Consider the following 23476-nt stretch of genomic DNA (forward strand, 5'->3'; position numbering starts at 1 on the left):
ATCGTGAGCCACCCGGCTACGGCAGGCCCGAAGCCACTCCCTGGCCGCCAATTTCTCGAGCGGTTGTTGGTTTAAAAGGACCCACCCGCAGTAACTAGACTTGAGAGAGTCGAAAGAGGTTTTGAAAATGTTTGAGTCCGTACAGGGCCTGTTGGATGAGCATGACGCTATCCAGGCGCAGCTGGGGGATCCTGCTGTCTATGCTGACCAGCGGCTGGCCCGGAAACTGGKGCGGCGTTCTGCTCAGCTGAACGGCATTGTGGAGGCCTACCACCGCTGGGAAGGCATCCGCGATGACCTGGCCGCTGCCAAGGAAATGGCGGACGAGGACCCCGAGTTCGCCGCCGAGGTACCCGAACTGGAGGCTGCGCTGGAGAYGGCGGCGGCGAAACTGCGCCGGCTGCTGATCCCGCGCGACCCGGACGATGCCCGCAACGTGATCCTTGAGGTCAAGGGCGGCGAAGGCGGCGACGAGGCTGCCCTGTTCGCCGCGGACCTCCTGCGGATGTACAGCCGCTACGCGGAATCCCGCGGCTGGAAGACCGAGATCATCTCCGCGACGGAGTCGGACCTTGGCGGCTACAAGGACGTCCAGATGGCCGTCAAGGGCAACTCGAACGACCCGGCAGAGGGCGTGTACGCGCGGCTCAAGTTCGAAGGCGGCGTCCACCGGGTGCAGCGCGTCCCCGTGACCGAGTCCCAGGGCCGCATCCACACCTCGGCCGCCGGCGTGCTGGTGCTGCCCGAAGTGGACGAGCCCGAGGAACTCGAGATCAACCAGAACGACCTCAAGATCGACGTCTACCGGTCCTCCGGTCCCGGCGGGCAGTCCGTGAACACCACCGACTCGGCCGTGCGCATCACCCACCTTCCCACCGGCATCGTCGTGGCCATGCAGAACGAGAAGTCGCAGCTGCAGAACCGCGAAGCCGGCATGCGCGTGCTGCGCGCGCGCATCCTGGCGCACCAGCAGGAGCTGATCGACGCCGAGAACTCGGCCCAGCGCAAGTCGCAGATCCGCACGATGGACCGCTCCGAGCGCATCCGCACGTATAACTACCCGGAGAACCGGATTGCGGACCACCGCACCGGCTACAAGGCCTACAACCTGGACCAGGTCATGAACGGCGACCTGGAACCGGTCATCCAGTCGGCCATCGAACTGGACGAGCAGTCCAGGCTCGACGCCATCGGCGAATAGGCCCCGGTCACCCCGTGATGACAGCAGGCAATGGTCCCAGCCTTGCGGAGGCCGTMCGCGAGGCGACCGAGGTCCTGGCCGCGGCCGGCGTGCCCAGCCCGCGCGTTGACGCCGAGCTCCTGGCCGAGCACCTGCTCGGCGTCGGGCTCGGCCGGCTGCGCGCACTGATGCTCGGCGACGCCCCGGCACCGGAGGGGTATGCCGACCTCGTCGCCGAACGGGCGCAACGGATCCCGCTGCAGCACATCACCGGTGTGGCGCACTTCCGCTACCTCGAACTCGCCGTCGGCCCCGGCGTCTTCATTCCGMGGCCGGAAACCGAATCCGTGGTGCAACTGGTGATTGACCGGCTGCAGGGCATGGCACACCCCAAAGTGGTGGACCTGGGCACCGGATCCGGTGCGATCGCAGGCTCGATCGCGCACGAGATCCCRGGCGCCGAAGTCCATGCGGTGGAATACAGTGTMTTCGCGCACGCCTGGGCGGCGAAAAACTTGGCTCCCCTTGGCGTCCACCTCGTCCGCGGCGACTTGCGCGACGCGCTGCCGGAACACAACGGCACCTTCGACGTCGTCGTCTCCAACCCGCCCTACATTCCCGCTGAAGCGATCCCGAACGAACCGGAAGTGGCGCTGCACGACCCGCCCGAGGCGCTGTACGGCGGGGGAGCGGACGGCWTGGAACTTCCGACGGCGGCGGCCGCCTCGGCTGCCCGGCTGCTGGTCCCCGGCGGCTACTTCGTGATGGAGCACGCTGAAGTGCAATCGGAATGGATCGCCGGGATGCTCACCCGCACCGGGCTATGGTCCGAGGTGACGACGCACCGGGACCTCAACGGCAAGGACCGTGCCACCAGCGCTGTGCTGGCAGCGTCAGTACTGACACCGTCAGAGCCGGCACTGTCAGAGCTGACACCGTCCGAATCGTGTGACAAGTGATGAAAGAATAGGCCAGTGACGACTAGCTACGATTGCACGGCAGCTGAGCAGCGCGCCGCAGGACTCGAACACGCCCAGCGGGCCATCCGTGAGAACAAGTGCGTGGTCTTCCCCACGGACACGGTCTACGGCATTGCCGCCGACGCCTTTTCACCCCTGGCCGTGACCCTGCTGCTCGCGTCCAAGGGCCGCAGCCGGAAAATGCCGCCGCCCGTGCTGATCCCCAGGCTCAACGCCCTGGACGGTCTCGCCACGGAAGTTCCCGCCGAGGCGCGGCGGCTGGCCGAGACCTTCTGGCCCGGCGGCCTGACCCTGATCCTGCACGCACAGCCGTCGCTGGACTGGGATCTCGGCGAGACCAAGGGGACTGTTGCCCTGCGGATCCCGGCTGACGAGATCGCCCAGGACCTCCTGACGCTCACCGGACCCCTCGCCGTGTCTTCCGCCAACCGTACAGGGCACGCGGCGGCGCAGACCGCCGCGGACGCCGAAGCCCAGCTGGCCGAATCCGTGGAGGTCTACCTTGAGGGCGGCCCGCGGCCCGCCGACRGCGCCGAGGCCCTCGCCTCGACCATGGTCGACGCGACCGCCCTGCCGMTGCGCGTGGTCCGCCAGGGAGCCATCAGCCTCGAACGACTGCGCGCCGTGGTTCCGGACCTCGTGGACGTCGACGGCAACGCCCCCGAGCCTGCGGCGTCTGTGGACGCCCCCGCCAGGGCAGCCGTGCCCGACGCTGTTGCAGCCGAGGCAGCTGTCCCTGAGTCCGGCGACGCGCCGGGCGCGGGATCCGGCTCCGCATGACGCTGGAGCGCCAGCACGTCCCTTTCCTTGACGTCGAGGCGACCCCCCTCACGGTCTCAGAGCTGACCGCTGTCCTGAGCACGTACGTCGCCGAGGGCAGTACCCGGATTGTGGTGGGACACAACCTGCACAGCGTGACCCTGCTGCACTCCGATCCCGCCTTCMGGTCGTTTTACCAGCGCAGCGACGTGGTCCTGATCGACGGCGCCCCGGTGCTGTGGCTTTGGGCCAAGACCGGCGAAGACGACGACGGCCGGGGCCCGGTGATGGACTACCGTCTGGGGTCCACCGACTGRATTCCCGCCCTCGGCAACGTCGAGGGCCTCGAGCGGATTGCTGTGATCGGCGCAGGCACCGTGGCCAACGCCGGCGCCGTGGCCAGGCTGCGGGAAATCGTTCCCGGCGCGCGCGTCGACGGCATGCCCGGCGAAGGCTGGAACCGGGACCTTGAGGAAAGCGCCATCGAATGGCTCTCCCGGCTGCGTCCGCAGCTTGTGCTCCTGGGCCTGGGCATGCCGTTGCAGGAACAGGTCCTGGCGCGGCGGCGTGCCATGCTCCCGCCGGCTGTCTACTGCGCCGTCGGCGGTGCCATTGAACAGATTGCCGGTGTCCAGAAGCTGGCGCCGCGCTGGATCGGGCGGCTCGGGCTCGAATGGGCCTGGCGGCTCATGCTCCACCCGCAGCGGGTGGCCTACCGGGTGTTCGGCGAGCCCTGGGTGCTGCTCGGCCTGCTGCTGCGCCGGCGGCTGCGCCGGCAGACCTAGCGCCGCAGCCTTAGCACCGACGGACTCAGCGCCGGCAGACCTGGCGCCGGCAACGGCAACGGTCAGAACTTCTGGTCCTCCAGCGGACCGAAGCCCTTGCCGCGAAGCCCGGTGGAAAAGGCGCGGAACCAGTCGGCGAGGCCGCGGACGTCGCCGCTGCGCAGGAAGTAGCCGAGGTAGCCGCCCACGTCAGCAATGAAGGACTTGACCCGGAAATGGCGGCGGATCATGTACCCGCGGTTCCGGTAGTAGAAGTAGCGCTTGAAGGCGGAATCCGGAACGATCACGTGCCACCGCGCGCCGAAGACGTGCTTGGTTTCGGAAAACGCGTGCGGGTGGGTGATGGCGGCGGTGGCGACCGTGCCGAAGCGGATCCCGGCCTTCCTGAGCCGCAGCGTGAAGTCCACCTMGTCGCCGCGGATGAACAAGCGCATGTCCGGCAGGCCCACCTTGAAGAAGACATCGGAACGGATCAGGGCGCCGTTGAAGAAGTGCCCGTCGCCGGGCAGGAAGCCGACCTTTTCCACRTCCGCGCGCTCGTGCGTGACCTTGCCGTTGAGGCGGAAGAAGAAGGACAACTGGTCCGGGTGTCCGGGGGCCAGCACGAGMGGGACCACGGCGTCCAGGCCGCGGGCCTGGGCTTCGCGGAGCAGCGTGGCGAGGCATTCCGGGTCGGCGGGCTCGGCGTCGTCGTCCATCATCCAGATCCAGTCAGCTCCGCTGGCCACGGCCTTGAGGATGGCCAGCGAAAAACCGCCGGCGCCGCCGAGGTTGGCCTCGGACCKGACGTAGTCCACGTTGGCGTGCCGGTCGGCGACATCCTTCGAGGGCATGGTGCCGCTGTCGACGAGGCAAATGGAGCGCACCGCAGCGGTCTGGTTGTTGATGGCATCCAGCAGGACTGCCAGCTCCCTGGGACGGTCAAACGTCACGGCAGCGACTGCAACCGAGGGGGTCATCGCGGGGTCCTTTCAGCACGACCGTCAGTGGTTTTCCCGCCGGCGGAGGGCCGTGTGACGCGAAGACAGGTGGCCGTTGGCATTAGTATCTTGACTAGAGTCCACTGTAATACAGCCCTGTCAGGCACTACGCACTGCCTSCCCTGCGCACGGCGACGGAGAAGTTTCATTTTTCGAACGACAGTTCCACGGCAATTGAATCCACCCCATATCCGCAGCTCACCGATGCCTCCGGTGCTGCGGAGCATGCCGCMGTGTCATGCCTTCGCCTGTGATTGTGCCGATGGCTCAGGACTGGTGGTCTTCCCGTKATCATGTATCTGCTCATGATGCTGACGGCAGCGATCGTGAGCTACGCGGCCACATGGGGTGCCCGGMTTGTGGGCAACAAACTGGAACTGTATTCACCGATCCGCAGCCGCGACATGCACTCCAGGCCGATTTCGAGGCTCGGCGGCCTCGGCATCTTCGCAGGAGTCCTGGTGGCCCTGGTCACGGCGAGCACATCGTTCTTCGTCCAGGACATTTTCCGCAACAACACCGCGCCCTGGGGGATCCTCGCCGGGGCCACCGTGATCGTGCTGGTCGGCGTCGCGGACGATCTGCTGGATCTGCGATGGTGGGTCAAACTGATCGGCCAAGGCGCCGCGGCGCTGGTCGTGGCCATCTGGGGAGTCCGGATGACGATCATCCCGTTCATCCCGGAACCGTTCGTGATTCAGAACGAGGCCCTGAGCATCGTCCTGACGGCCGGGCTGATCGTGACCACCATGAACGCGTTCAACTTCATCGACGGACTGGACGGCCTCGCCGCAGGAGTGGCGATCATCGGGGGAGCGGCCTTCTTCCTCACGKCCTACTGGGTCCACCGGACCGCCGTCCTGCTGGACCGCTCGGACCTGGCCACCCTCCTGACGGCCATTGTGGTGGGCAGCTGCGTCRGTTTCCTGCCGCACAACTGGTTTCCCTCGAAGATCTTCATGGGTGATTCCGGGGCCATGCTGATCGGCCTGCTCATGGCATCGGCCGGCGTCGTGTCCACCGGTCAGATCAGCTCCGGGCTCTACGACCGGGCCAACGGCATTCCCACCATCATCCCGATCCTCCTGCCGTTCGCCGTGCTGTTCCTGCCGCTCCTGGACCTGTGCCTGGCTGTCGTGCGGCGGACCGCGCTGGKCCGCTCGCCGTGGTCGGCGGACCGCGGCCACCTGCACCACAAACTCCTCGACATCGGCTACTCGCACCGCAGCGCCGTGGTGCTGATGTACTTGTGGACCAGCATCCTGGCCTTCGGCGGCCTCGCGTTCGCGATCTTCCCGTGGCACATAGTCCTGGCCGTCGATCTGGCGGCCGCCGCAATCATGGCCGTGGTGACCGCCTGGCCGTACCTGCGGCAGCGCGGGCCGGGGCAGATCGCCGGCACGCCGGAGTAGCATGCTCCGGCGCTTTTCCGAATAATTTCTATCTAATGTAGAATTCAGGGGCGGCACTTCGCCGCCCACCAAGACCTTCACCACGCACKCGACGATTGGGATCTGATGACCTCCAACGCCGAACCGGGACCCGCTCCCGGCAACGGACCCGTTGGTGTCTCCGGCCCCACAAAATCCCTGTGGCTGAGACTGCTGGCCATGAGTTCGGCCGTMTCTGCCGTCGCCCTGATGCTGACCGGCGTGACCGCCTTCTTCGTCAACGGCGCCGTGGGATTCTGGTCCTCCCTGTTCGGGGGAGCCCTGGTGATGGCATTCTTTGCCATCAGCCTCKCGGTCGGCCACTTCGTCGGCCGCAACAACCCCTCCGKAGCTATCGGAYTRTTCGTCGCGACGTATTTCGTCAAGGTCGTCGGCTTTGCCGTGGTCCTCTTCGTTATCGGAGCCCCCGCCTGGCTGCACGGCCGCTGGTTCCTKATCGGCGCCGTCGTGACCGTGGTGTTCTGGCAGGCGGCCGAGATTTACGGTTTCAGCAAGGCCAGGCTCCAGATTTACAACGATCCAGAACCCCGGAATGGCGGCACGGATGTTTAGCCGCAAAACGGGTCGAAGGCCAGTTACCGGACCGATCAATAAGGTCGCCAAAACACCCAAAACCACGGCCGGTGCCCCCGGTGTATCCACGGACGGCAGCGACGGCGGATACAACGCCGGGATCGCCGTCTTTAGCTACATTGTTGGCGGAATCATCGTCTGGAGTTTGATAGGGTGGGGACTGGATAATCTGTGGGGAACCCGCTGGATTGTGCTCGCAGGCGCTCTGCTTGGAGCTGCGGGAGGGTTCTATCTTTCTCATATGCACGGCCTCACCAGTAACAGAACTTCAGCTGATGACGGCAATGCTGCACGTGGCCCGTCCCAGGACGAGGAACAGTAATGCCAAATAATTTTACAGGGGGAGAGGCGGGCAGCAATGTCGCCGGTCCCCGCCCAACGCCCAATGATGGACACTGCAGAGAGGAAACGCGTTGATCGCGCTTGCGCTCCCGGCCCAAGATTCTGGAACCTTCACGCCTCCTGGAATTGAAGAACTTCACCTGCCGKCTATCATCCCGTGGGGTGCAGCCGAAGGATTTTCCAAGCAGATGCTGCTGGTAATCCTGTCGGTTGTCATTATCGCTACATTCTTTGTGATCGCTGCGCGGAAGCAGCAGCTCGTTCCCGGCAAGTTGCAGTTCGCAGGCGAGGCCGCCTACAGCTTCGTCCGCAACGGCATCGCCAAGGACATCATCGGCGGCCGGGACTTCATGAAGTACGTCCCGCTGCTGTTCAGMCTGTTCTTCTTCATCMTGGTGAACAACATCTACGGTGCAATCCCGCTGATCCAGCTTCCGACCTTCTCGCACGTCGGCGGCGCCTACGTGATGGCAGCGATCGTCTACGTCACCTGGATCGCGATCGGCATCAAGAAGAACGGCCTGAAGTACTTCAAGCTGGCGACGGTTCCTTCCGGTGTCCCGTTCTACATCCTCCCGATCGTCGTCCCGATCGAGATCATCTCCAACTTCCTGGTCCGCCCGGTCACGCACAGCCTCCGTCTGTTCGCCACCATGCTGGCCGGCCACTTGATCGTGATGATCTCCGGTGCGGGCATTGAATTCCTCGTGATGCAGGAAAATGTTCTCCTCAAGGGCGCGTCCGCACTCGTCCTTGCAGGCGCCATCGCCATGTACATGCTCGAAGCACTGATCATGGTGCTGCAGGCCTACGTCTTCACGCTGCTGACCGCGATCTACATCGAAGGCGCGCTGCACGCCGACAGCCACTAGGCAAAGAGCCGCACGGCAAACGCCGAAAGGCACAGCGCCAGCGGCACACTGCCAAAGGCACAAAAAGACTTCCCCTCACGGGGATGAAGCAACCCAAACAACCTGCCACATGGGTGGCATCTTGAAAGGAAGAAAAATGGAAGGCTCCATCAACGGCTCCCTCAACCTCATCGGCTACGGCCTCTMCGCCATCGGCGGTGGTATCKGTGTGGGTCTCGTGTTCGCCGCCTACATCAACGGTGTGGCACGTCAGCCGGAAGCCCAGCGCGTCCTGCAGCCGATCGCATTCCTCGGCCTCGCGCTGACTGAAGCCCTCGCCATCCTTGGCCTGGTCTTCGCGTTCGTTCTCAAGTAAACAGAACAAACCGAACATCCAGAACCGAGTAGATAAGGACKGGTGAAATATGCATCAAGCGATCATCTCAGCCGMCACCGAAGGCGGTACGAACCCCCTCGTTCCCAATCCTTGGGAGATGCTTGTCGTCTTCGCCGGCTTTGCTGTCCTCATGTACATCGTGGTCAAGTACGTTGTCCCGATGTTCGAGAAGACCTTTGCAGAGCGGGCTGAGGCCATCGAGGGTGGCATCGCCAAGGCCGAAAAGGCCCAGGCCGAGGCCTCCGCAGCACTCGAAGAGTACAAGCAGCAGCTCACGGATGCCCGCACCGAAGCCAACCGCATCCGTGAGGAAGCACGCGCCGAAGGTGCCCAGATCCTGGCCGAGCTGAAGGAGAAGGCGGCTGCCGAGTCTGCCCGCATCACCGCACAGGCTCACACGCAGATCGAATCCGAGCGCCAGGCGGCCGTTGTGTCCCTCCGCGCGGAGGTCGGCACGCTGGCCACGACGCTGGCGAGCCGCATCGTCGGCGAGGCCCTGAGCGACGACGCACGGTCGGCCCGAGTGGTGGACCGCTTCCTGGCAGATCTGGAGAACCAGAACGCGGGTGTAGCTAAGTAATGGCAGGTGTATCGAGCGAATCGCTGGCCGCTGCGCTGGCGGCCCTGGAAGCCAAGCTTCCCTCCGCGTCGCTGCAGTTGGCAGAAGAACTCTTCGGCATCCTGGGTACGGTGGACAGCTCGGCTGGCTTGCGCCGCGCCCTGACTGACMCGTCCCGCAGCGGTGACGAAAAGTCGGCGCTGGTCAAGCAGCTCTTCGGCGGGAAAGTTTCCGCCGACGCTGTTGAGATCGCGGGCGGACTGGCCAGCTCCCGCTGGGCATCGGCACGGGATATCGGCGATGCACTCGAGACTCTTGCCGCTTCGGTGGTCATCGCTGTTGCCGAGAACAAGTCGGCAGTCTCTGCCTCCGGACTCACCGGACTGGAATCGCTGGAGAACGATCTGTTCGCCTTCAACCATTCCGTCGAGTCCAGCCACGAGGTCCAGCGCGCTCTGTCCGAGCCGCAGGCCAGCCCGGCCGCCAAGGTGACCCTCGCCGAGAAGCTCGTACCTGGTGCGAGCAAGGAAGCGAAGGTCCTGATCGGACAGGCTGTCACGGCTCCGCGTGGTCTCAAGGTCACCAGGCTCGTTGGCCGCTTCGCCGAGCTTGCCGCCAAGCGCCAGCAGCGCTGGATTGCAACGGTCAGCGTCACCCGTCCGCTGACGGAGACGCAGACCAGCCGCCTGCAGGTGGGCCTGAACGCCCTCTACGGGCGCGAGCTCAAGATCAACATGAACGTTGACCCGGCACTCATCGGCGGGATCCGGATCCAGGTGGGGGATGAAGTGGTTGACGCTTCCGTCCTCGGCCGATTGGGTGAACTCCAGCGTCAGCTTGCTTAGCTAGCCGGACAAGCACAACCTAACGACAAGAAACCCCGGTCATCGTGAGCAACGATGATCACGAAAACAGGAGAGCAGGGACTGCAGATGGCCGAATTGACCATCAACGCCGACGACGTCCGTATTGCGTTGAACGAGTTCGCGGCGTCCTACGAACCCGGAAACGCAGAGCGCGTAGAGGTCGGCCGTGTAACAACCGCAGGTGACGGCATCGCCCGTGTTGAGGGCCTTCCCTCGGTCATGGCGAACGAGCTGCTTCGCTTCGAAGACGGCACCCTGGGCCTGGCCCAGAACCTCGACGTCCGCGAGATCGGCGTCATCGTCCTCGGTGACTTCACCGGAATCGAAGAAGGCCAGGAAGTGCACCGCACCGGACAGGTTCTGTCTGTGCCGGTCGGCGACGCCTTCCTCGGCCGCGTGGTTGACCCGCTGGGCCAGCCCATCGATGACCTCGGCGAGATCAAGGCCGAGACCACCCGTGCCCTGGAACTCCAKGCGCCCGGCGTGACCCAGCGTAAGTCGGTTCACGAGCCGATGCAGACCGGCCTGAAGGCCATCGACGCGATGATCCCGATTGGCCGCGGCCAGCGTCAGCTCATCATCGGTGACCGCCAGACCGGCAAGTCGGCGATCGCGATCGACACGATCATCAACCAGAAGGCCAACTGGGCTTCCGGCGATGTCACCAAGCAGGTCCGCTGCATCTACGTCGCCATCGGTCAGAAGGCGTCCACGATCGCGGCCGTCCGTCAGACCCTTGAGGACAACGGCGCCCTGGAATACACCACGATTGTGGCTTCCCCCGCGTCCGACCCGGCAGGCTTCAAGTACCTGGCACCGTACGCCGGCTCGGCGATCGGCCAGCACTGGATGTACGGCGGCAAGCACGTCCTCATCGTGTTCGATGACCTGTCCAAGCAGGCCGAGGCCTACCGTGCAGTGTCACTGCTGCTGCGCCGCCCGCCGGGACGCGAAGCCTACCCGGGCGACGTCTTCTACTTGCACTCCCGTCTGCTGGAGCGTTGTGCCAAGCTCTCCGACGAGCTCGGTGCAGGCTCGATGACCGGCCTGCCGCTGATCGAGACCAAGGCGAACGACGTTTCCGCCTACATCCCGACCAACGTGATCTCCATCACCGATGGCCAGATCTTCCTGCAGTCCGACCTCTTCAACGCCAACCAGCGTCCCGCTGTCGACGTCGGTGTGTCCGTCTCCCGCGTCGGTGGCGCCGCCCAGGTCAAGTCCATGAAGAAGGTCTCMGGTACCTTGAAGCTGGAACTGGCCCAGTACCGCGACATGCAGGCCTTCGCCATGTTTGCCTCGGACCTCGACGCAGCATCGCGCCAGCAGCTKACCCGCGGTGCACGCCTGATGGAACTGCTCAAGCAGGGCCAGTACTCGCCGTTCCCGGTCGAGAACCAGGTCGTCTCCATCTGGGCCGGCACCAACGGCTACCTCGACGACGTTCCGGTTGAAGACATCAACCGCTTCGAGACCGAGTTCCTGGAGCACCTCAAGCACAAGTCCTCCATCCTGACGACGCTGGCTCAGACCAACGTCATGGACGATGACACCGCAGAAGCACTGAAGACCGCGATCGTGGACTTCAAGAAGGGCTTCTTCGGCGAGGGAGACAACCTCCTGGTCGGCGCGGGGCACGAGGAGCACGCCCCCATCGGCGAGGATCAGGTCGACCAGGAAAAAATCGTCAAGCAGAAGCGCTAGTTTCGCTGGCAGGGACTGCCGGGACCCGCACGGGTTCCGGCAGTCCCGGCCATCGGGATCTTAGGAAAGGATAAGTATKGGAGCCCAGATCCGGGTCTACCGCCAKAAGATCAGCTCGACGACGTCGATGCGCAAGATCTTCAAGGCGATKGAACTGATCGCTACCTCGCGCATCGGCAAGGCCCGCGCACGCGTAGCAGCTTCACTGCCTTACGCAAACGCGATCACGCGTGCCGTTTCTGCTGTCGCAAGCCAGAGCGAAATCGACCACCCGCTGGTCACCGAGCCGGCGCAGATCCGCCGGGCCGCCGTCCTGGTTATCACCTCGGACCGTGGCCTCGCAGGATCGTACTCGGCGAGCGTCCTCAAGCAGGCCGAAGGCCTCAACGAGCTGCTCCACGAGGAAGGCAAGGAAGTCAAGACATTCCTGGTCGGCCGCAAGGGGCAGGCGTACTTCGACTTCCGGAACCGTCCGTACCACCGCGTATGGACCGGCAACACGGATGCACCGGAGTTCGCGACCGCTCGGGAAGTCAGCGAAGCACTGCTGGCTGACTTCGCCGCCGCCTACGAAGAGGGCGGCGTCGACGAAATCCACGTCGTCTACACCCGCTTCAAGTCGATGGTGACCCAGGAGCCGACGGTCGTCCGTCTGCTGCCGCTCGAAGTTGTCGAAGAGACGGCCGCGTCCGAATCGGACCTGCTGCCCCTCTACGAGTTCGAGCCGGAAACGGAGCAGGTTCTCGATGCCCTGCTGCCGCGCTACATCGAATCACGTATCTTCGCCGCCATGTTGCAGGCAGCAGCTTCCGAGCTCGCAGCCCGCCAGCGGGCGATGAAGTCCGCCGGCGACAATGCGACGGACCTCATCAAGAAGTACACGCGTCTGCGCAACACTGCCCGCCAGGCTGAAATTACGCAGGAGCTTTCCGAAATCGTGGCCGGTGCCGACGCGTTGAACGCGTCCTAGCCAGTCCGGGTCCGGATCCAGCTGTACCTGCACCAAGAGATAAACTTAACCCCACGCCATCTACTGAGTGAAGTGAGAGAGATKACTGCCACTGCTACCGAACACGTAGCCGCAACGTCCGGTGCTACCGGCCGTATTGCACGTGTTATTGGCCCGGTTGTCGACGTCGAATTCCCGGCTGACGCAATCCCCTCGATTTACCACGCACTCACCACCGAGATCACTCTCAACGGTGAGACCAAGACCATCACCTTTGAGGTTGCCCTGCACCTGGGCGACAACCTCATCCGTGCCATCTCCCTCCAGGCCACCGACGGACTTGTCCGCGGTACCAGCGTGGTGGACACCGGTGCCCCGATCTCCGTGCCCGTGGGCGACGGCGTCAAGGGACACATCTTCAACGTGCTGGGCCAGCCCCTCGACGTTGCCKAGTCCGAACTCCAGATCACCGAACGCTGGCCGATCCACCGCAAGGCTCCCGCCTTCGCGACCCTGGAAGGCTCCACGGAGATGCTGGAAACCGGCATCAAGGTGATCGACCTCCTCACCCCGTACATCAAGGGTGGCAAGATCGGTCTGTTCGGTGGTGCCGGCGTCGGCAAGACCGTGCTGATCCAGGAAATGATCAMCCGTGTTGCCCGCAACTTCGGTGGCACCTCGGTGTTCGCCGGTGTCGGCGAGCGTACCCGTGAAGGTAACGACCTCTGGGTTGAAATGGAAGAGGCAGGCGTCCTCAAGGACACCGCCCTTGTATTCGGCCAGATGGACGAGCCGCCGGGAACGCGTCTGCGCGTGGCACTGTCCGCCCTGACCATGGCGGAGTACTTCCGCGATGTGCAGAACCAGGACGTGCTGCTCTTCATCGACAACATCTTCCGCTTCACCCAGGCAGGTTCCGAGGTTTCCACCCTCCTCGGCCRCATGCCTTCCGCCGTGGGCTACCAGCCCAACCTGGCTGACGAGATGGGTCTCCTCCAGGAGCGCATCACGTCCACCAAGGGCCACTCCATCACCTCAATGCAGGCCATCTACGTTCCCGCGGATGACTACACCGACCCGGCTCCGGCCACGACCTTCGCACACCTCGACGCGACCACGGAACTTTCCCGTGAAATCGCTTCCCGTGGTCTGTACCCGGCCGTTGACCCGCTGACGTCGACCTCCCGCATCCTGGATCCGCAGTACATCGGCCACGATCACTACAACACGGCCGTCCGCGTCAAGCAGATCCTGCAGAAGAACAAGGAACTTCAGGACATCATCGCCATCCTCGGCGTTGACGAACTCTCTGAAGAAGACAAGATCGTCGTGTCGCGTGCACGCCGCATCCAGCAGTTCCTCTCGCAGAACACCTACACCGCCAAGCAGTTCACCGGCGTCGAAGGCTCCACCGTGTCCATCAAGGACACCGTTGAAGGCTTCACCGCGATCTGCGACGGCGACCTCGACCACGTAGCAGAGCAGGCGTTCTTCAACGTCKGCGGCCTGGACGACGTCGAGCGCCAGTGGGCCAAKATCCAGGAACAGACCAAGTAATATGGCTGAGCTTGAGGTTGAGATTGTCGCAGCGGACCACTTCGTGTGGTCCGGAGCGGCCAAGATGGTCAAGGCCCGCACCAGCGATGGTGAAATCGGAATCCTGCCCGGCCACTCGCCCCTGCTGGCGATTCTGGCCGAAKGTGAGCTGGCAATCGAGCCGGTGTCCGGGGACCGCATCTCTGTAGTTGTTGACGGCGGGTTCTTCTCCGTCGACAACAACAGGGTGGTCATTGTTGCTGACAACGCCCAAATGGGCGAAGCGGCTACTGCGGGGATCCGCTAGCACGACCTTGATGAACGATATTGGTTTGCCGTTCATCGTCCTGGCAACTGCGTTTGCGTTGCTGGTCTTTGCACTGTGTCTTTCGGGGGTGCGCCGCTTCAATCTGCGGCGTGCCCTCGGCACGGTGGACGCCTCCATCTGCACGGCTGGAAAAAGCTGGCAGATGGGGGTTTGTMGTTATCAGGACAACGAGCTCGAGTGGTTCCGGCTGGTCTCACTGAGTGTCCGTCCCAAGCACACTTTCCGGCGCAGCTCCCTGGAGCTGCTGGGCCGGCGCAAGCCCACCGAATCAGAGCTCCTCAAGGTCCAGCCTGACGCCGTGATCGTGGAGCTCCGCTACGAAGGCCAGGAGGTCCTTCTTGCGATGCGGTTCGACGCCTACACGGGATTGTCTTCCTGGCTTGAGGCCGGACCGGTCATCGGCGTCGGCACCTGGCGCTAGCGCCCGTGGACGCATCATGGCTGGGCGTCTGGAAGCAGGGCGTCCGCCGGACGCTGGCGCATTTCCGGGCTGTACCGTTCACTCTGACAGTCCTCACGGCCTTCCTGGCCATCGGGGCGCTCACGGGCAGCTTCTTGTCAGGGCCGCCGCACGCGTTGCTGCCCATTGCGTCCGTCAGCGCCCCGGGCCTGAAGGCAGGGCACTGGTGGTCGCTGTTCACGTCCCTGTTCTTCGCCACCAATCTGCTGGCCTATCTCGCCGCGTCCCTCATGATCCTGCTGCTGCTGGGCCTCGCCGAGAGGCATCTGGGCACGCTCCGGACGGCCGTGTTCTTCTTCGTCGGCCAGTTCGCGGCGGTGACCCTGTTCCTGCTGATCACGCAGCTTGCCCGGTACCTCGGCGACGGCTGGCTGGGCCTCATGGTCAGCGCCCGGCTGATCGGCCCCTACGCGGCCGTCCTCGCCGTCGTCCTGGCGGCCAGCGCGCTTCTGCCGACGCTATGGCAACGGCGCCTKCGGACCGCCGTCGTGTCCGTCTCCCTGCTGCTGGTGCTTTATGTGGGCCATGCGGAGACCGTGGTGGGGCTCTGCGGGGCACTCGCCGGCCTGGCCGCGSGCTGGTGGATCCAGGGCGACCGGGGCACCCTGCACCGCCACCGTTCAACGGGACGGGAAACGCGGAACCTGCTGGCCCTCACGGTKACCATCTTCGCGGTGGGGCCGATCCTCACGGCCGTTGTCAGCAGCCCCACCGGGCCCCTCGCCCTGTTGCGCGACGTCGTGCTGAATCCGTTACCCACGCTGAGCCAGCTGGAAGAAAACTGCGGCGGTACCGTTGACGTCAACTGCCTGGAGGCCGGCCGCGCCGGTTTCGCCGGTCCGCTGGGCCTCGCGCTGGCGGTCGTCCCGGTGGTCCTCCTGCTGATCTGCGCGGACGGCATGCGGCAGGGCCGCCGGCTTGCCCTGCGGATCGCCATCATTGTCMAGCTGGGGGTGACGGCCCTGGCCGCCGTGTACCTCGCCCTGTTCGCCCRCATTCCGCACTATCCCAACCGGTCCCGCCCGGCGGTGATGGGTTCAGGCTTCGTCCATGTCCTCCCGCTCGTGGGCGTGCCGCTGCTGGTCGTGGTGCTGCTCTGGTTCAACCGGCGRCAATTCAGGGTGGAGACGGCTCCGCAGGCCCGGCGGACCCTRGGCCTGGTGGTCGGCGGCACCTGGCTGGCGCTCACCGGCGCCTACACGGGGGCGTGGCTGGCGGCCGGCGGGATGGACCGCGACGGCGGACCGCTGGGCTTGGTGGCGGAACTGGCCCGGCAGTACCTGCCGCTGCCCATTCCCGGCACCTACAGCCGCCTGTTCCAGAACCGCAACGCCGTCGAGGCCTTCTTGTTCGCCTATGCCGGCATCATCTTCTGGGGCGTCGCCCTCGCCGCGGTCTGGCTGGTCCTGCGGCGGCGGCTTCACGGTACCGGGATGAACGGTACCGACGTCGGCTCCGGRGACCGGGACACGGCCCGTGAGCTCATCCGCCAGGGCGGCGACTCGCTGTCCTGGATGGCGCTCTGGGAACCGAACAAATACTGGTTCACGCCGGACCGTCGCGGCGGGATCGCCTACCAGCAGCACGGCAACATTGCCCTGACGCTGGCCGGACCGTTCGGACCCGCGGCGCTCCATCAGGAGACCGCGGCCGGCTTCATGCGTTACTGCGCCGAGAACGCCCTGATCCCGTGCTTCTACTCCTGCACCGACGGACTMTGGCCGATGCTCAGTGCCCGGGGCTTCCGCAGGGTGGCCGTGGCCCAGGAAACCAGGCTTGCGGTGCGCGAACTCGAGTTCAAGGGCAAGCAATGGCAGAACGTCCGCACAGCCCTGAACCGTGCCGCGAAGACCGGCGTCCGCGCCGTCTGGGGCCGCTACAGCGGGTTTCCGGCCCCGCTGCGCGCCCAGCTCAGCGAGGTCTCCGAAGAATGGGCGGCTCAAAAGCACGTCCCCGAAATGGGTTTTACGCTCGGCAGCATGGACGAGCTCGACGACGACGAGGTGCTCTGCTGTCTGGCTGTGGACGCCGCGGGACGGGTGCACGGCGTCACGAGCTGGCTGCCGGTGTTCGAGGACGGGCGGATCGTGAGCTGGACCCTGGACTTCATGCGCCGGCGCGGGGACGCTTTTCCCGGCGTCATGGAGTTCCTCATCKCCTCCGCCGTCCAGGAGCTCAAGCGCACCGTGGAGGTCATCTCCCTGTCCGGCTCACCGCTGGCCAAGGACCGCTCCGGAGATGATGCGGCGGAGCGCGAAGGCGACGACGGTGGCGGTGCCGTGGGTGGCGTTGGCGGCGGCGGACGCGGCGGCCCGGGGGGAGGAAACGCGAGGGACGGCGACATGGGGCCGGGGGACGGCGGACACGGCGACGCGGGACCCGAGGGCCTGGCCGGAATCCTCGACGTCRTGGGCCGGGCCCTGGAGCCGGTCTACGGCTTCCGCTCGCTGGCAACCTTCAAGTCGCGCTTCAAACCGGACTACCGCACGCTGTACCTGTACTACCAGGATCCGCTGCAGCTGCCCGCGATGGGCCGGGCCCTGAGCCGGGCGTACCTTCCCGGGTTGTCCGTCCGGCAGAGCGCACGCCTGCTGCGGACCCTGGTGCGGTAGTTGCCGCGTTGTGTGTCCCCGACCGCAGAACTCGGACTAGTGTCTGAGCTAGATTGGCCTGCCGCGGCTCGGACCCGGGTTTTCGGCAGTGCCGGATTAGCAGTGCCGGATTAGCAGTGCCGAATTAGTAGTGCCRAATTGACGAGGATKAGGTATTTACATGGCCGAGGAAGTTGATGTCGTAGTTATCGGGATGGGCCCGGGCGGTGAGGCCGCCGCCGGGGAACTGGCAGAAGCGGGCCTCTCGGTGGTGGGAATTGAAGGACGCCTGGTCGGCKGGGAATGCCCCTACTACGGCTGCATTCCGAGCAAGATGATGATCCGGGCCGGTAACTCCCTGGCAGAGGGGCGAAGGGTCCGCGGCCTCGCCGGGGAGACAGACGTCCGCCCCGATTGGGTKCCGGTGGCKGATCGGATCCGTTCCGAGGCGACCGATGACTGGGACGACRCTGTCGCCGTCGACCGCTTCACCGGCAAAGGCGGCCGCTTTGTCCGCGGCCGGGGCCGAATCGTCGGGCCGCGGAACGTCAGTGCGGCCGGCCAGGAGTTCGCCGCCCGCCGTGCCATTGTGGTCAATACCGGTACGGAACCGATGATTCCGCCGATCCCGGGGCTGGCCGACGTGCCCTACTGGACAAACCGGGAGGCAATCGCCGCCACCGAGATCCCGGAATCCCTCATTGTTATCGGGGGAGGAGCCATCGGCGCGGAACTGGCGCAGGCATTCGCGCGATTCGGCAGCCGGGTCACCGTTCTGGAAGCGGCACCGGGCCTGCTGCCCCCGGAAGAGCCGGAGGCCGGCAAGCTCCTCGGGGGCGTGCTCCGAGAGGAGGGCATCGACGTCCATGTCGGGGCACGGATAGGAAACGTCCGGCACTCTGCCGGCACGTTCACGGTAGACCTCGGCGGTTCCACCCTCAGCGCCGGCAGGCTTCTGGTCGCAACGGGCCGCACCACCGGCCTCGAATCCCTCGGCGTGGCTGCACTGGGCCTGGACCCGGCTGGCCGGTTCCTTGACCCCGATGAGCACATGCTGATTGCCGACGGCGTCTACGCCATCGGGGACATCACGGGCAAGGGCGCCTTTACGCATATGTCCATGTACCAGGCAGCCATCGCCACGGCGCATATCCTTGGCCGCGACCCGGCCCCGGCCGAATACCACGCGGTTCCGCGGGTGACCTTCACCGACCCCGAGATCGGTTCCGTGGGCATCACCGAGGCCCAGGCGCGGGGGAAGGGCCTGAGCGTGCGTGTCGGTTTCACGGATCTTTCCACATCCGCCCGCGGCTGGATCCACAAGTCCGGCAACCAGGGCTTCATCAAGGTCATCGAAGACTCCGACCGCGGCGTACTGGTCGGTGCGACGTCCGCGGGCCCTGCCGGAGGCGAGGTATTATCGGCCCTGACACTGGCCGTCCACGCCGGGATTCCGGTCAGCACGCTGCGGCGGATGATCTACGCCTATCCAACATTCCACCGCGCCATTGATGACGCGTTGGGCCGTCTTAAGTGAACCCGGCGGCGTGTACCGATGACCGGTGAACCCATTGTCAGTCAGCCCATTGCCAACTACGGGATGCTCTCTGATTGCCGCTCCGCCGCGCTTGTGAGCGCCGCGGGTTCCGTGGACTGGTTGTGTTTTCCGCGCTTTGACAGTCCGTCGGTGTTTGGCCGGATCCTGGGCGAGGACGCGGGATTCTGGTCGATCCGGCCGGCGGACGAGCACTCCTCGACCCGGCGCTACCTCGGGCCCACGATGGTGCTTGAGACGGTCCACACCACGGCCGGCGGGGCCGTGACGGTCACCGATGCCTTGGTACTGGGGGACGGGAACCGGGGCCACGAGCTCGGCGCGGGCGCGCCCGGAACGTTGTTGCGGCAGGTGGCCTGCCTCGACGGCGAAGTCGCGATGGAGGTAATTTTCGCACCGCGGCCGGAATACGGGCTGGTCCGGCCACTCCTTGAGGCAACGGCCGGCGGCGTCTTCGTCCACGGCGGAGCCGACGTCCTGGCCTTCTCCACCCCGGTCCCCTTCGACCTGGATGCTGGCGAAGCGATGGCGAAGCCGGTTCTGCGCGCAGGAGATGTCCTGGGATTCGCGCTTCACCACKAGAACGCCGGGCCGGTACCGCCGGCGTTCTGGAGCCAKGGGGACATCGCGCGCCGGATTGAGGACACGCTGGAGGGCTGGGGCAGCTGGTCACAGATGCACCAGAGGTACGAGGGGCCGTGGCAGGACCTGGTCGCTTCCAGCGGCAGGGTCCTGCAGGCACTGACGTTCTATCCGACCGGCGCGATTGTCGCCGCCCCGACCACGTCCCTGCCCGAGGTCGCCGGCGGCACCCGGAACTGGGATTACCGGTACACCTGGATCCGGGATGCCAGCATGACCCTTCAGGCACTGTGGGTGGCCGCCTGCCCGGACGAGGCCGGAAGGTTCTTCCAGTTCCTCGCGGAGGCTGCCGCCGATCGGCTGACCGGCGGCGACGAGCTGCAGATCATGTACGGTATCGGCGGGGAACGCGACCTGTCCGAACGCGAACTCGCCCACCTTCCCGGCTGGMGCGACAGCRCCCCGGTGCGGGTGGGCAACGGCGCATGGAGCCAGCGCCAGCTCGACGTCTATGGCGAACTCCTCGACGCCGCCGCCACACTCCCGGACTATCTCAACRACATGGCCCCCGGGACGCGGCAGTTCCTTGCCGACGCAGCCGATGCTGCCGCATCCCGCTGGCAGTCAAGGGACCAGGGGATCTGGGAAGTCCGGGGCGCTCCCCGGCACTACCTGCATTCCAAACTGATGTGCTGGGTGGCCGTGGACCGGGCCATCGCCCTCGCCAACGTCCTGGATGCCGAAGACAGGGTTCCACACTGGAATCAAACCCGGCAGCAGCTCGCCGATTCGATCCGCAGGAACGGCTGGAACGAGACCGCCGGCGCCTATACCCAGGCCTACGGTTCCGAAGATCTGGACGCGTCCGCGCTGATGCTCTCCATCGTCGGCTTTGTCCCCGCCGATGATCCCCGCATGCTGGCAACGATCGATGCCATCGAGAACCGGCTCACCGACAGCCGGGGCCTGGTATACCGGTATCAGGCCGGCGACGGGCTCTCCGGGGAAGAGGGAACGTTCCTGCTGTGCACGTTCTGGCTGGCCCATGCGCTGGCACTGGCCGGACAGACCCGCCGCGCCCGCACCGTCTTCGAACGGGCTGCAGGATTCGCCACCGATCTGGGCCTGCTGGCCGAAKAGGTCGCGCCGGACAGCAACGAGCTGCTCGGAAACTTCCCGCAGGCCTTCAGCCATATCGGCCTCGTCAACGCCGCCTGGGCAATCCGTGCCGCCGAGGACAAGGACCGGCCACCTGCCGCCGTCGACGGCRACGACGCCCTGTGACTGGTCCCTGACGGGTCCGCTTTCGGGAATCCGGCGCCGGGCGGTCCTTCGGCCGAAATGATCTGCAGCTGCGTCTAAAAGCAGCGGGACGGAAAAACCACGACGCCCAACAAAGCAGGGCGCCTAACAAAGCAGGGCGCCTAACAATGCAATAAATGATCCCCGGCACTAATGCCGGGGATCATTTATTGCGGGAATTGCCGCAGCAGTTCCGTGCGGGAGACTAGACCAGCGTCACGCCGGTAGCCTGGGGRCCCTTGGCGCCCTGGCCGATCTCGAACTGAACGCGCTGGTTCTCGTCGAGGGTCTTGAAGCCGCCGGTCTGGATCTCGGAGTAGTGAACGAAGACATCGCCATCGGAGTCATCCGGGGTGATGAAGCCGAAGCCCTTTTCTGCGTTGAACCACTTGACGGTTCCCTGTGCCATTTGTTTCTMCTCATTGTGGATCTTGAATAAGTCCGGCGCACTTCACACCGGCCTTGGTCACTCTGCGAGAAGAACCTTGGCTTCGGGCCCGGATCCCGGACCGTGGCGGCAGGAGCTTCACGCTCGCAACATGTCTTGCGAGCATGAAAAAACACCTACACAAAGACTCGTATAAGAATTTCATGACACTTGCGTCAGGTCAACGGGCGCAAGCGAGAATTGCATAAATTTTGTGCAAAGAATCCCTTAACGCKAATCGGCGCCCGGAAAAGCCTGCCGCGGGGCGTACTCAGAAGAGCCGGGACTCGCTGTCGTCAACGCCGCGCATGGCGTCGTAGTCCAGGGTGACGCAGTCAATTCCGCGGTCCTTGGCGAGGACCTTGGCCTGCGGCTTGATCTGCTGGGCCGCGAAGATCCCCCGGACCGGTGCCAGTAGCGGGTCCCGATTGAGCAGTTCCAGGTAGCGGGTGAGCTGTTCGACGCCGTCGATGTCACCGCGCCGCTTGAGCTCAATGGCCACGGTGGCGCCGTCGGCGTCCCGGGCGAGGATGTCCACCGGGCCGATCGCGGTGAAGTATTCGCGGCGGATCAGGGAGAACCCGGTGCCGAGCAGTTCAATCTGCGCGGCCAGGAGCCGCTGGAGGTCCGCCTCGACGCCGTCCTTGATCAGGCCGGGATCCTGCCCCAGTTCGTGGGAGGTGTCGTGCAGCTGCTCATGAATGTTGATGATGAGCCGGTCATCGGTCTTGGCGGACTGGACCGTCCACTGCTCGACGACGCCGACCTCGACGTCGACCTCGTCCGGGGTGGAGACCCGCAGCGAGGCAGGCGGGCTCATCCAGTTCAGCGGCTTGTAGGAGCCGCCGTCGGAATGGACCAGGACCGAGCCGTCGGCCTTGACCAGCAACAGCCGGGTGKCCAGCGGGAGGTGGGCTTTGAGGCGGCMKACATAATCGACGGAGCAACGGGCTATGACTAAACGCACCCGGTCCACTCTACCGTCTGTGCAGGGGAGCAGGGAGGCAGCCGGGCTGGGGCAGAATGGAACCATGCCGCGTTCCAACCGACCCCGTCGCACAGTGTCAGGAAAGACCGTGTCAGGAAAATCAGGCTCCGGCGCCAAACACGGAGCCAGGAACGGTCCGGCGCCGGAACTTGATCTGGAGCGCGCACGCTCGGGTTTTGCCCGCCGGGAGAGCGCACCGGACGGCGAATGGATGGTCCGCTCCATCACCRCAAGCCGTGCCGAGAAGACCTACATCTGCCCCGGCTGCTCCACGGCCGTGCTKCCCGGGATCGCCCACCTGGTGGTCTGGTCCGAGGACCACCTCTTTGGCRCCGCCGCTGGTCTTGCGGAGMGCCGGCACTGGCACAGCAACTGCTGGCGGTCACGGACGTATCGGTATAGGTAACAGGTATCGATAAGCTTGTCAGCATGACTTTTGATCCGGCGTCGTACGTCTTCACCCAGCCGTCCGCGCCCACCCCCATCCGCGCTTCCACCGTCCTGCCGGCCCGCCGGGAGAACGTCGAACTCCGGACCTCGGACGGACATCGGCTGGTGGGCGAGCTGGCGGTCCCGGAATCGGGCGAGATCAAGGCAACGCTCATCACGCTGCACCCCCTGCCGACGCACGGCGGCTTCATGGACTCGCACGTCTACCGCAAGGCGTCCTACCGGCTGCCGGCCCTGGCCGGGATCGCCGTGCTGCGCTTCAACACCCGGGGCACGTCCTCGCCGCGGGGGACCAGCGGGGGCGCCTTCGAAGAAGGCATCGGCGAGCGTCTCGACGTCGAGGCCGCCGTGCAGTTCGCAGTGGACCGCGGCCTGCCGAACCGATGGCTCGTTGGCTGGTCCTTTGGTACCGAACTCGCCCTCATGTACGGCGCCACGGAGCCGGTGGCCTCGGAGATCGAGGGGGCTGTCCTGCTCTCACCCCCGCTGCACCGGGCCACGGACGTGCACCTGAAGGAGTGGGCCGAGGCCGGCAAACCGCTCAAGGTGCTGGTCCCCGAACACGACGACTACCTGCAGCCCGCGGCGGCGGCGGAGAGGTTCGCCGTCGTCCCGCAGGCCGTGGTGGTAGGCGTCGACGGCGCCAAGCACCTGTGGGTGGGGGAGAAGTACGCCGGGCGCGTGCTTAACGAAATCGTGGACGAGGTCCTCCCTGGACGCGCCGCGACCGGCAGTGCCGGAACCGGAAGCGMTGGAACCGTGCTGCMGCAGGAATGGGACGGGCCGGTGGCCACGGCGCACGCCTGAGCCGGCAACGCCGCACCTCCTAGTCAAAATAGTCAAAATCGTCAAAACCGCACCGAAAAAGGACAGCCGCACCG

The 23476-nt window shown here is 65.4% G+C and carries 24 protein-coding genes; 21 read left to right on the forward strand and 3 right to left on the reverse strand.

All coding sequences use genetic code 11. The annotated features are described in order from the left end of the window. Positions 1-127: 127 nt before the first annotated feature. Genes prfA through AC1DBQ_RS11860 form a run of 4 tightly spaced genes read left to right on the forward strand, consistent with a single transcriptional unit; the run spans position 128 to position 3704 of the window. The gene (prfA, locus tag AC1DBQ_RS11845; RefSeq protein WP_476928686.1) at positions 128-1201 is read left to right on the forward strand and encodes a peptide chain release factor 1; all 1074 of its coding nucleotides are present in this window, start codon (positions 128-130) and stop codon (positions 1199-1201) included. A 17-nt stretch (positions 1202-1218) separates the two neighbouring features. Next, positions 1219-2139 (forward strand): peptide chain release factor N(5)-glutamine methyltransferase, encoded by a 921-nt coding sequence (prmC, locus tag AC1DBQ_RS11850; protein WP_476928687.1) that lies wholly within the window; start codon positions 1219-1221, stop codon positions 2137-2139. A 15-nt stretch (positions 2140-2154) separates the two neighbouring features. Beyond that, positions 2155-2940, forward strand: a complete 786-nt coding sequence (locus AC1DBQ_RS11855) for an L-threonylcarbamoyladenylate synthase (protein ID WP_476928688.1) — start codon at positions 2155-2157, stop codon at positions 2938-2940. Next, entirely contained in the window at positions 2937-3704 is a 768-nt protein-coding gene (locus tag AC1DBQ_RS11860; RefSeq protein ID WP_476928689.1) for a WecB/TagA/CpsF family glycosyltransferase, read from the forward strand. The genes AC1DBQ_RS11855 and AC1DBQ_RS11860 overlap by 4 nt, the downstream gene beginning before the upstream one ends. 62 nt (positions 3705-3766) lie before the next feature. Here the strand turns inward: AC1DBQ_RS11860 and AC1DBQ_RS11865 are convergent, their stop codons facing one another. Continuing rightward, complete coding sequence (locus tag AC1DBQ_RS11865) at positions 3767-4663, reverse strand: glycosyltransferase (RefSeq protein ID WP_476928690.1); 897 nt, start codon at positions 4661-4663, stop codon at positions 3767-3769. Between the two features lie 326 nt (positions 4664-4989). On the opposite strand from AC1DBQ_RS11865, the gene AC1DBQ_RS11870 reads away from it, so the two are divergent. The 15 genes from AC1DBQ_RS11870 (at position 4990) to AC1DBQ_RS11940 (ending at position 20712) form a co-directional block, all read left to right on the forward strand. Beyond that, positions 4990-6096 carry an MraY family glycosyltransferase gene (locus AC1DBQ_RS11870; protein ID WP_476928691.1) on the forward strand — a complete coding sequence of 369 codons (1107 nt, stop codon included), beginning with the start codon at positions 4990-4992 and terminating at the stop codon, positions 6094-6096. Between the two features lie 105 nt (positions 6097-6201). Then, complete coding sequence (locus AC1DBQ_RS11875; RefSeq protein WP_476928692.1) at positions 6202-6687, forward strand: hypothetical protein; 486 nt, start codon at positions 6202-6204, stop codon at positions 6685-6687. Next, positions 6680-7030 carry a hypothetical protein gene (locus AC1DBQ_RS11880; protein WP_254788479.1) on the forward strand — a complete coding sequence of 117 codons (351 nt, stop codon included), beginning with the start codon at positions 6680-6682 and terminating at the stop codon, positions 7028-7030. Before AC1DBQ_RS11875 ends, AC1DBQ_RS11880 begins: the two co-directional genes overlap by 8 nt. A gap of 91 nt (positions 7031-7121) precedes the next feature. Next, positions 7122-7922 (forward strand): F0F1 ATP synthase subunit A, encoded by an 801-nt coding sequence (atpB, locus tag AC1DBQ_RS11885; RefSeq protein WP_476928693.1) that lies wholly within the window; start codon positions 7122-7124, stop codon positions 7920-7922. Between the two features lie 136 nt (positions 7923-8058). After that, positions 8059-8277: a F0F1 ATP synthase subunit C gene (locus tag AC1DBQ_RS11890; protein ID WP_476928694.1), complete on the forward strand. Its 219-nt coding sequence runs from the start codon at positions 8059-8061 to the stop codon at positions 8275-8277. 49 nt (positions 8278-8326) lie between these two features. Beyond that, positions 8327-8878, forward strand: a complete 552-nt coding sequence (locus tag AC1DBQ_RS11895; RefSeq protein ID WP_476928695.1) for a F0F1 ATP synthase subunit B — start codon at positions 8327-8329, stop codon at positions 8876-8878. Continuing rightward, the gene (locus AC1DBQ_RS11900; protein ID WP_476928696.1) at positions 8878-9702 is read left to right on the forward strand and encodes a F0F1 ATP synthase subunit delta; all 825 of its coding nucleotides are present in this window, start codon (positions 8878-8880) and stop codon (positions 9700-9702) included. The genes AC1DBQ_RS11895 and AC1DBQ_RS11900 overlap by 1 nt, the downstream gene beginning before the upstream one ends. Before the next feature lie 87 nt (positions 9703-9789). Further along, positions 9790-11427: a F0F1 ATP synthase subunit alpha gene (gene atpA / locus AC1DBQ_RS11905; RefSeq protein ID WP_476928705.1), complete on the forward strand. Its 1638-nt coding sequence runs from the start codon at positions 9790-9792 to the stop codon at positions 11425-11427. A gap of 76 nt (positions 11428-11503) precedes the next feature. Then, entirely contained in the window at positions 11504-12397 is an 894-nt protein-coding gene (locus tag AC1DBQ_RS11910) for a F0F1 ATP synthase subunit gamma (RefSeq protein WP_476928706.1), read from the forward strand. A gap of 81 nt (positions 12398-12478) precedes the next feature. Continuing rightward, on the forward strand, positions 12479-13933 hold the full coding sequence (atpD, locus tag AC1DBQ_RS11915) for a F0F1 ATP synthase subunit beta (protein WP_476928707.1): 1455 nt from the start codon (positions 12479-12481) through the stop codon (positions 13931-13933). Between the two features lies 1 nt (position 13934). Then, complete coding sequence (locus tag AC1DBQ_RS11920) at positions 13935-14219, forward strand: F0F1 ATP synthase subunit epsilon (RefSeq protein WP_476928697.1); 285 nt, start codon at positions 13935-13937, stop codon at positions 14217-14219. A gap of 10 nt (positions 14220-14229) precedes the next feature. Further along, the gene (locus tag AC1DBQ_RS11925) at positions 14230-14661 is read left to right on the forward strand and encodes a DUF2550 domain-containing protein (protein WP_476928698.1); all 432 of its coding nucleotides are present in this window, start codon (positions 14230-14232) and stop codon (positions 14659-14661) included. Positions 14662-14666: 5 nt separating this feature from the next. After that, entirely contained in the window at positions 14667-17312 is a 2646-nt protein-coding gene (locus AC1DBQ_RS11930) for a bifunctional lysylphosphatidylglycerol flippase/synthetase MprF (protein WP_476928699.1), read from the forward strand. 160 nt (positions 17313-17472) lie between these two features. Next, entirely contained in the window at positions 17473-18828 is a 1356-nt protein-coding gene (locus tag AC1DBQ_RS11935) for a dihydrolipoyl dehydrogenase family protein (protein ID WP_476928700.1), read from the forward strand. Between the two features lie 18 nt (positions 18829-18846). Continuing rightward, the gene (locus AC1DBQ_RS11940) at positions 18847-20712 is read left to right on the forward strand and encodes a glycoside hydrolase family 15 protein (RefSeq protein WP_476928701.1); all 1866 of its coding nucleotides are present in this window, start codon (positions 18847-18849) and stop codon (positions 20710-20712) included. Positions 20713-20935: 223 nt separating this feature from the next. Here the strand turns inward: AC1DBQ_RS11940 and AC1DBQ_RS11945 are convergent, their stop codons facing one another. Both AC1DBQ_RS11945 and nucS read right to left on the reverse strand, forming a co-directional pair. Then, complete coding sequence (locus tag AC1DBQ_RS11945; protein WP_011692441.1) at positions 20936-21139, reverse strand: cold-shock protein; 204 nt, start codon at positions 21137-21139, stop codon at positions 20936-20938. 289 nt (positions 21140-21428) lie between these two features. Beyond that, positions 21429-22124, reverse strand: a complete 696-nt coding sequence (gene nucS / locus AC1DBQ_RS11950) for an endonuclease NucS (protein ID WP_476928702.1) — start codon at positions 22122-22124, stop codon at positions 21429-21431. Between the two features lie 64 nt (positions 22125-22188). On the opposite strand from nucS, the gene AC1DBQ_RS11955 reads away from it, so the two are divergent. Both AC1DBQ_RS11955 and AC1DBQ_RS11960 read left to right on the forward strand, forming a co-directional pair. Beyond that, positions 22189-22551, forward strand: coding sequence for an ATP/GTP-binding protein (locus tag AC1DBQ_RS11955; protein ID WP_476928703.1), 363 nt, complete (start codon positions 22189-22191; stop codon positions 22549-22551). A gap of 23 nt (positions 22552-22574) precedes the next feature. After that, positions 22575-23402 carry an alpha/beta hydrolase gene (locus tag AC1DBQ_RS11960; RefSeq protein ID WP_476928704.1) on the forward strand — a complete coding sequence of 276 codons (828 nt, stop codon included), beginning with the start codon at positions 22575-22577 and terminating at the stop codon, positions 23400-23402. Positions 23403-23476 lie beyond the last annotated feature (74 nt).

Source organism: Arthrobacter sp. 10T413_2 (assembly GCF_056394205.1).

Excerpts from the sequence above, each read along its gene's own strand:
- AC1DBQ_RS11880 (WP_254788479.1), top strand. The coding sequence starts at position 6,680 with ATGTTTAGCCGCAAAACGGGTCGAAGGCCAGTTACCGGACCGATCAAT.